The sequence below is a fragment of the Rhizobium sp. SVR5-2C genome (assembly GCF_056755115.1).
On the sequence record NZ_JBNDHT010000037.1, the window covers coordinates 42,593 to 50,836 of the forward strand.

The window sequence follows — 8,244 nt, forward strand, 5'->3', positions numbered from 1 at the left end:
TCTATTAGTCTTGCGGGGTTGCCGTTGCTCTAGAAGCCGCTGCCGCCTCGAATTTCGTTAATGATCGTCCCGACGATAATCTTGATGTCAAACCACAGACTGAAGTTTTCTATGTAATAAAGGTCGCTCACGATACGGGCGCGCGCTTTGCATGGCCGGACTGTCGGTCCGCGCAGCCCCCTGAGCTGGGCCAATCCCGTGATGCCCGGCCGAACAGCGTGGCGGCGATGATATTCCGGAACGAGTTCCTCATAGAGCCGCCCGGCCGCCAGCATGTTGATTGCGTGGCATCGCGGACCAACGAGCGACATGTCCCCGCGAAAGACGTTCAAAAGTTGCGGCAACTCGTCGATGTTCGTCCGCCGTAGGATTGCGCCCACACGCGTCAGCCGCGGATCATTGGCAACCGTCTGAGTGACGCCGCTCCTGTCGCAGCTATCGGCGCGCATGGACCGAAATTTCAGGACTTCGATCTGTCGTCCGTTCAGTCCCCATCTCATCTGCCTGAAAAACACTGGTCCAGGATTATCGAGCCTGAGGACCAATGCGATCAAAAGAAAAGCGGGTAGTAAAACAAGTAGTGCCGCTGCCGATACTACAATATCGAGAAGCCGCTTGACCCCAAGCTGAAAGCGCTTCTTTGGCGCAAACGCAGCGACATTCTGAGGCAGAATGAAGGGCCGCGCGACCCCGACAAAGGTCGCGCCCTTCCCCTCTTCACGCTTCAACGGCACTGCGACGCCGACGACGCGGTGTGCGAACTCCATGACTATCCCCAATGCGTGATAGAAAAAAGCATAGCAACACTTGTTCAAAAGTAAATAGCTTGCTTAATGATTAGTTAAAAATTGGTCTAAAGCGCTTCTAGACTGGATTGTGGCACTGAAATATGGACGTCTTGATAGGATAGTTCACGAGAGAAGCACAAACATTACCAGATACGCGTCACAGAAGTGTTACATGATCGGCAAAATCTAGCTTTTGTGATCTACTTAAAACGATAAATGCATTGATTGGCTAAATATTTTATCATCCTGCTTGATAATCATTTTTGATGAGCCATCTGGATGATGCCGCAGCTCTCCGGCTGAGTTATCGGCGCCGCCATCATCCGGAGGCGTTACAATCAATCACCTAAAGCGGACTGTATCCTTAGAAATTTGGATAAGAAAAATATTACTTGATGCTCAGGTAATACTTGTTTAGGATTTCGAGGGTGGAGAAAATAACGAACTGAGATAGCAAATGTACCCGCAATGCTTGCTGCGTTGCATTGGCGAAGTCGTGTGTTGAAGGGCGTCGCATGAAGTTTGGTACGAGTGGTGTTCGGGGCCTTGTCGAAGACTTGCTTGACGGCGGCGCCTATATCTACGCCACTGGTTTTGCGAGACATATGCTCAATCGGGGCGATCTAGGCGCCGGCGACGAAGTTCTCGTTGGCCAGGACTATCGCCAATCAAGTCCGGAAATCGCGAATATCTGCGATGCCGCGCTTCGGGCCGAGGGTCTGATTCCAATCCATTGTGGAGCGGTTCCGACACCGGCGCTGGCACTGTTTGCCGCTGAACTGGGGGCGCCCGCGCTTATGATCACAGGCTCGCATATCCCTGCGGACCGTAACGGCATCAAGTTCTACCGCCCGGACGGAGAGATCGATAAGTCCGACGAGGCGGCGATTGGCGATGAAGCGGCACGGGTGGAACTCCCGCGCGGAGCACTTTCGCCTGTAAGTAACCTGCGCGCTGCCGAAGCGTGTACGTCGTTGTTCGCCGCGCGGAACCGCGATCTTTTGCCGCCGGGCGCTCTGACCGGATTGAAAATCGGCGTCTACCAGCACAGTACCGTTGCGCGCGACCTGCTTGTTGATGTGCTGTCCTCTTACGGCGCCACGGTGGTCCCCCTTGGCCGTTTCGAAAGCTTCATTCCGGTCGATACCGAAGCGCTCTCTCCGCACACACTGACGCTTCTGAGAGAGTGGGTCAGTAGCCTAGAGCTGGACGCGATCGTATCGGCTGACGGCGACGGCGATCGGCCGCTTGTTGCCGACGAAGACGGAACTCCTTTGCGCGGTGATCTGCTAGGGATCGTTGCCGCGAGATTCCTTGGTGCAACAACGGTCGTTACACCTGTTACCTCCAATTCCGGCATCGAGAATGCTCGGGACCTGCGCGTCGTGCGCACTCGCGTCGGGTCGCCTTATGTAATTGCCGAGATGGACGAGGCCGTGCGTGCCGGCGACGGGAATGTCGTCGGTTTCGAGGCGAATGGCGGCTTCCTGACTGCCAGTCCGTTTATCGCCAACGGCCGCCCTTTCAAACCGCTTCCGACGCGCGACAGCTTTGTCCCAATTCTGGCTGCTCTAAACCTCATGGCCTGCCGGCAGATAAAGCTTTCCGAAATAGGTGATCAGTTCGAGTTCTTCGTCGCCAAGGCCGACCGCTTGGAAAATTTTCCGACGGAGACCAGCGACGCACTGATGCGTCACCTGCGTTCGTCAGATGACGCCATTAGTGCTTTTCTTGCCCCGCTTGGATCCAGCGTAGGCAAAAGCGACGTCGATGGCCTGCGGATAACCCTGGCGGGCGGCGACGTCATTCATTTCAGGCCGTCAGGCAACGCGCCGGAAATGCGCTGTTACGTTGAGAGTAAGACCGACCGTGGGGCCGACGCCTTGTTAAGCCGTGGCCTGGATATCATACGAAACTGGGCTGAAGGGCGCGCGGGACACGCCCGAATGTGACGCATTCTCACTCGTCTCCAGGGATCAAACCTCGAAGGAAATGCAATGTCAGCAAGAGTCGTGCCCGTGATCATGGCAGGCGGCAAGGGAACCAGGTTATGGCCACTCTCCCGCTCCAGTGCACCAAAGCAGTTCATTCGTTTCATCGGCGATCAAACGCTCTTCCAGGATACGCTCGCAAGGCTCGCCGACGGCGCACTTTTCGAGGCGCCCGTCGTTGTGACCAACGAGGAATTCCGCTTCCTGGTCGCCGAACAGGCGCGCGAAAAGGGGGTTAAGTTGTCGGCTGTTCTTCTGGAGCCCGTCGCGCGTAACACAGCGCCGGCGGTCGCCGCAGCCGCCTGCCTGATCGCCGAAGAGTATGGCGAGGACGTCATTATCCAGGTACTCGCTTCCGATCACGAGATCGTAGCCGACGAGAGCTATTTCGACGCCATCAAGCTTGCGCGCGAGGCGGCGGCGGACGGCATGCTCGTTACCTTCGGCATCGCGCCGACCACGCCGGCGACAGGCTACGGCTACATCGAGACGGGTGAGACACTGCCCTCCGGTGCCCACAGGGTCAGGACCTTTGTGGAAAAGCCATCCGCCGAGGAGGCGGAGAGGTTGCTGGCTGCCGGGCGCTTCCTGTGGAATTCAGGAATATTCATGCTCCCTGTGGGCAAGCTGCTTGCAGAGTATCGCAGGTTTGCTCCGGACGTTCTCCGTAATGCCGAGGCAGCCGTCAAGAAGGCCGTGCGAGACCTTGATTTCACACGGCTTGACGCTCAGAGCTTTGCGCAGTGCCCGGACATCTCGATCGACTACGCGATCATGGAGAAGACGGAAAACGCGGCGGTCGTGCCCGCCCGGTTCAGCTGGTCGGACCTTGGAAGCTGGGATTCCGTCTGGAAAAGCGGCAAGCGGGATGCCGAGGGTAATCTGGCGGCCGCCAACACCACGCTGGTCAACACCAGGAATTCGCTGGTCATGACCCATGGTGTGCATCTCGCCGTGCAGGGACTTGAAGACGTTGCCGTCATAGCCAGCGAGGACGCCGTCTATGTGGGCCGGCTGAAGGACAGCCAGAATGTCGGCAGCCTGGTCAAGACGCTCGCCGCAAAGTCGCCCACCGCCAAGCTCACCGAGACCCATCCGACCTCATACAGACCTTGGGGAGGATATACGTCGGTGTTGAACGGCGAGCGGTTCCAGGTCAAGCGCATCTTCGTCACGCCAGGCAAGAAGCTCTCGCTGCAGCGACACCATCACCGCTCCGAGCACTGGATCGTCGTAAAGGGTACCGCAGAAGTGACGATCGGCGAGGAGATCAAGATGCTGAGAGAAAACGAGTCCGTATACATCCCCCTCGGTGAAGTGCACCGTCTCGCCAACCCGGGCAAGATCCTGCTTGAGCTCATCGAAGTGCAGACAGGCTCCTATCTCGGTGAGGACGATATCATCCGCATTGTCGATGAGTTCGGCCGCCAGTAGCGGCCGACCGACGTGGCTATGGGGTGGCGACGGAATCGCGCGAGGGCAGCAACACGGAAGGCAGGCAGATGAGTGACTACAATGTCGATTGCATTGTCATCGGCGGCGGGGTCGTCGGCCTCGCCATTGCGCGTCGCCTCGCCATGGCAGGCTTGGAAACTCTGGTGCTTGAACGCAACGGCGCCATCGGCATGGAGACCTCGTCGCGGAACTCCGAGGTCATTCACGCAGGGCTGTATTACCCGCCGGGATCGATCCGCGCGCTTGCATGCGTGCACGGCCGACGCATGCTTTACCGCTATTGCACGCTTCACAATGTGCCGTTTCGCCGGTGCGGGAAACTCATGCTGGCAACTTCGGACGACCAGCGCCCCAAGCTTAAGGCAATCTTCGACAATGCCGTTGAAAATGGCGTCGAGGGCCTGTCCTGGAAGACGCGGGAAGAGATCCGGGAGCTGGAGCCGGACGTAGCCTGCGTTGCCGGTTTTCTATCCGGCGAGACCGGCATTATCGATAGTCATGCCTTTATGCAGGCTCTTGAGGCTGACCTGCAAGCCGCGGGCGGCCTTCTTGTCCTGCATACGCAAGTTGGCCGGCTGCAGCCGGATGGTACTTCGATCTCCGTCACGACGACCGGCAGCGATGCGATGGAGGTCACCGCGCGCTATGTCGTTAATGCGGCCGGCCATGGCGCGCCACGCCTTGCGGCGCAAACATCGGGTCTTTCCAGCGAAGCTATTCCGCGGCAATGGTACGCCAAAGGCAACTATTTTTCGCTCACAGGGCGCCAGCCCTTTTCCAGGCTGGTCTATCCGCTGCCGGAGGCAGCCGGCCTCGGCGTTCATGCCACGATCGACATGCAAGGAAATTGCCGCTTCGGACCGGACGTCGAATGGGTCGAGCGCGAAGATGACCTGTCGGTGGATCCTGCTCGATCCGCCGCGTTCTACAAAGCGATCAAGGTCTATTGGCCCGGTTTGCAGGAGGGGTCGCTGCAGCCGGCATATGCGGGTATGAGGCCCAAGATTCATGGCCCCGAAATGTCTCAGCCGGACTTTCGCATCGACGGACCCGCCGAGCATGGTGTCCCAGGGCTTGTGAACCTTTTCGGCATCGAAAGTCCAGGATTGACCAGTTCACTCGCGCTCGCCGAACTTGTCGCCGCGAAACTCGGTCTGGGTCAAGAGACCAAGGAGGCGGCGGAATAACTAGGTCATGGATGGTCGCGACTCTATCGTTCATAGTCGTTTTTGTAACGGATACGTAATAGTTGCCATGACAATCAGACGGAGGTCGCTTTTTGACCACAGCCTGCGGCAAGAATACTTGATCGTATATTTTCATGATCAAAATTATGCTTGGATGGTCTGGCTCTCACTGCTAAATATTCTGGCATCGTTGAAACTCTCGTCTTTCATGCAAGTTGTTGTTCAGCCAGATGGGGGCCTGGTCATGTTTGCCGATCTGAATGGTGTGCCGCCCCAATGGTGCGAAGTGTGCGTCGTCGGCGCTGGTCCCGTCGGTTTGGCCGTAGCTTTGACGCTTGCGGCGAATGGGATCAGGACGCTCCTTCTGGAGTCGGGAGCAGAACGGCCGGACAGGCGGACGCGGGAGTTGTCCTCCCTCGCGTCTTACAACGAAAAGCACCATCACTCTTCGGAGGCGACTGTGGTGCGCGCGCTGGGCGGGACGTCTCTTCGCTGGGGCGGGCGGTGCGTGGAGTATAACGACATTGATTTCGAGCAACGGGATTATGTCACCGACAGCATCTGGCCGATCGGACACGATGCATTGAAGCCGTTTTACGCTGCCGCGCGTAAAATGCTCACGGCCGACCACAATGAGAGGCCGGATGATGCGGGCGATGATATCTTTGAACTCTCGCTTGAAAGCTGGACACGAACCCAGAACACCGCGCGCGCAAATTTCAACAGGCTGCAGAGCGAGACATCGCTGAAAATCGTCAAGAATTGCACCGCAACCAAGCTGCACCTCGACGTTGATACCGGGCGCCTGAGGGCGCTAACTGCCATCACCGGACGATCCAGCCGGTTGATCCATGCGCCACATTTCGTGCTTGCGGGAGGCGGCCGCGAGAATACGAGACTGCTGCTGGAACTGCAGACGGAAAAGCCTGATCTCTTCGGCGGCCTCGATGGTCCGCTGGGCCGGTTTTACATGGGCCACCTGACCGGAGAGATATCGACGATCACATTCGCATCGGCAGCCCGCGCAGCAAAGTTCCTCTTCAAATCCTCGCGAAGCGGAACCGTTATTCGCGAGCGTTTCGTGCCGACAGCCGGGGTGCAGAAGGCGAACCACCTGCTCAATATTGCCTTTTGGCCCGACAGCTTGCGTCCGGATGAGGTCATTGTTGGAAATGGGGCCGTCTCGCTCTTTTATATGGCGCGTCACCTAATAAGGCGCTCCCGTGATCCGGTCTTCCGCAACTCGATTTCAGCGCGCGAGGCCTCGAGCGCACATTTCAGGAATATCGCCATACATCCGATGCAGACCCTCTACGGCAGCTCACGGCTTCTCGTTGGTAAGTTTCTGTCGCCCGAGAGATATCCGCAATTCTCGTTCGTGAGCCCGACAAATACTTATCTATTGCGCTATCACGCTGAACATTCGCCCTTTTCGCGAAGTCGCGTCACGTTAAGCCCGGCGACCGATGCGAATGGCTCCCATCGTCTGGACGTCGATTTTCGCTATTCGCCCGAGGATTTTCGCTCGGTCATGAGAGCCCACCGCTTGCTTGGAGAAAGACTTGAGCAAACGGGCATGGGGCGGCTGACATTTTTAAGACCTGAGGAAACTCTCGAGGAGTGGATAGCCGCCCAGGCGATCGACGGATATCATCAGATCGGTTTGACCCGCATGTCATCGGACCGTCACAAAGGTATCGTTGACGGCGATTGCCGAACCCATGACGTCGCCAATCTTTTCGTTGCCGGCAGTTCGGTGTTTCCAAGCTCGAGTCAGGCGAATCCGACGCTGCCAGCCGTTGCAATGTCCCTGCGATTGGCGGCGCATTTGACGAGCTTGATCGGCCGGACGCGACGACCTCCTGCTTTGACACCCGGGAGTTGAGGTCTAAGATGTGCGCTGCGATACCGCCTATCCTAGTTGTGGCTGACCTCGAGAACTGCATTGTTTCCGACCGGAGGTGTTGGGGTGGCAACGAGTAAGCGCCTTGCAGTAAATGTTCTCTCCGGCGTGCTCACAAATGTGACGCGCATCGGTCTACAGGCGATCCTCCTGCCGCTGATGGCCAATCTGCTCGGTCCTAGCGAACTCGGCGTCTACGCACTTGCACTGCCGATCATATCGTTTGTGATGCTTCTATCTGACGCCGGTCTCGGAGATAGCCTGGCTCGGGAGAAAACCGATGACCACCTCGTCTGGTCAAGCGCCTTCTGGGCGCTCCTCGTGGGCGGCGTCGTTCTGATGGGTCTCGTGTGGTTGGCTTCCGTTGCAGTCGCCCACTTCGCCAGCCAGCCGAGATTGCCGGAGATCATATTTGCGCTGAGCTTTACACTTCTTATGGTCGTCGTGAGCGTTATCCCGAATGCACGGCTGCTGCGGCAGGGCAACCTTGTCCCAAATGCGGCCGCCGATCTTGCCGGTAACATCCTGGGCGCCGTCGTCGGCATATCGATGGCCCTGCTGGGCTTCGGTGTATGGTCGATGGTCACTCTTTATGTGACGACCTACACGACGCGCGCCATTGTTCTCAATGCGGCCTCACCGTTCCTGCCACGGCTGCAGTTTAGTTTGAGATCGCTTTTTTCCCATACTGGAATGGGTAGCCAGATCCTGTCTACGCGTCTTATGGATCTCTTGACGCGCATGTTTGAGAATTCGCAGGTTTCTCGCAAGCTCGGAGCCGCAGCGCTGGGCGGTTATAGTTACGCCAACCAGATCGGTTATTTTGCTGCAAACGCCGTCGGCAACCCGCTCTGGGCGAACCTTTACTACATTGCCATCAACCGATCGAAGGCTGAAGTCAGCGCGCACTACATTCACTC

6 protein-coding genes are annotated in these 8,244 nt (G+C 57.6%); 5 read left to right on the forward strand and 1 reads right to left on the reverse strand.

Going from position 1 to position 8,244, the window contains the following annotated elements; translation table 11 throughout:
• Positions 1-29: 29 nt before the first annotated feature.
• A complete protein-coding gene (locus ACPYOI_RS13265) occupies positions 30-767 on the reverse strand; it encodes a sugar transferase (RefSeq protein WP_481417312.1) in 738 nt (245 codons plus the stop codon).
• Between the two features lie 536 nt (positions 768-1,303).
• Between ACPYOI_RS13265 and ACPYOI_RS13270 the strand changes: the two genes are divergently transcribed.
• From ACPYOI_RS13270 to ACPYOI_RS13290, 5 genes are all read left to right on the forward strand, one after another.
• Positions 1,304-2,740 carry a phosphomannomutase gene (locus ACPYOI_RS13270; protein WP_481422935.1) on the forward strand — a complete coding sequence of 479 codons (1,437 nt, stop codon included), beginning with the start codon at positions 1,304-1,306 and terminating at the stop codon, positions 2,738-2,740.
• Positions 2,741-2,785: 45 nt separating this feature from the next.
• Positions 2,786-4,213, forward strand: coding sequence for a mannose-1-phosphate guanylyltransferase/mannose-6-phosphate isomerase (locus ACPYOI_RS13275; RefSeq protein ID WP_481417314.1), 1,428 nt, complete (start codon positions 2,786-2,788; stop codon positions 4,211-4,213).
• Between the two features lie 68 nt (positions 4,214-4,281).
• A complete protein-coding gene (locus ACPYOI_RS13280) occupies positions 4,282-5,421 on the forward strand; it encodes an NAD(P)/FAD-dependent oxidoreductase (protein ID WP_481417315.1) in 1,140 nt (379 codons plus the stop codon).
• 7 nt (positions 5,422-5,428) lie between these two features.
• The gene (locus tag ACPYOI_RS13285) at positions 5,429-7,306 is read left to right on the forward strand and encodes an FAD-dependent oxidoreductase (RefSeq protein ID WP_481417316.1); all 1,878 of its coding nucleotides are present in this window, start codon (positions 5,429-5,431) and stop codon (positions 7,304-7,306) included.
• Positions 7,307-7,390: 84 nt separating this feature from the next.
• Positions 7,391-8,244: oligosaccharide flippase family protein (locus ACPYOI_RS13290; RefSeq protein WP_481422936.1), on the forward strand; the 854-nt coding region annotated here is incomplete at its 3' end.

Bases quoted from the DNA above. Each gene is read 5' to 3' on its own strand.
- ACPYOI_RS13265 (WP_481417312.1), bottom strand. From the start codon at position 767: ATGGAGTTCGCACACCGCGTCGTCGGCGTCGCAGTGCCGTTGAAGCGT.
- ACPYOI_RS13270 (WP_481422935.1), top strand. From the start codon at position 1,304: ATGAAGTTTGGTACGAGTGGTGTTCGGGGCCTTGTCGAAGACTTGCTT.
- ACPYOI_RS13275 (WP_481417314.1), top strand. From the start codon at position 2,786: ATGTCAGCAAGAGTCGTGCCCGTGATCATGGCAGGCGGCAAGGGAACC.
- ACPYOI_RS13280 (WP_481417315.1), top strand. From the start codon at position 4,282: ATGAGTGACTACAATGTCGATTGCATTGTCATCGGCGGCGGGGTCGTC.
- ACPYOI_RS13285 (WP_481417316.1), top strand. From the start codon at position 5,429: ATGGATGGTCGCGACTCTATCGTTCATAGTCGTTTTTGTAACGGATAC.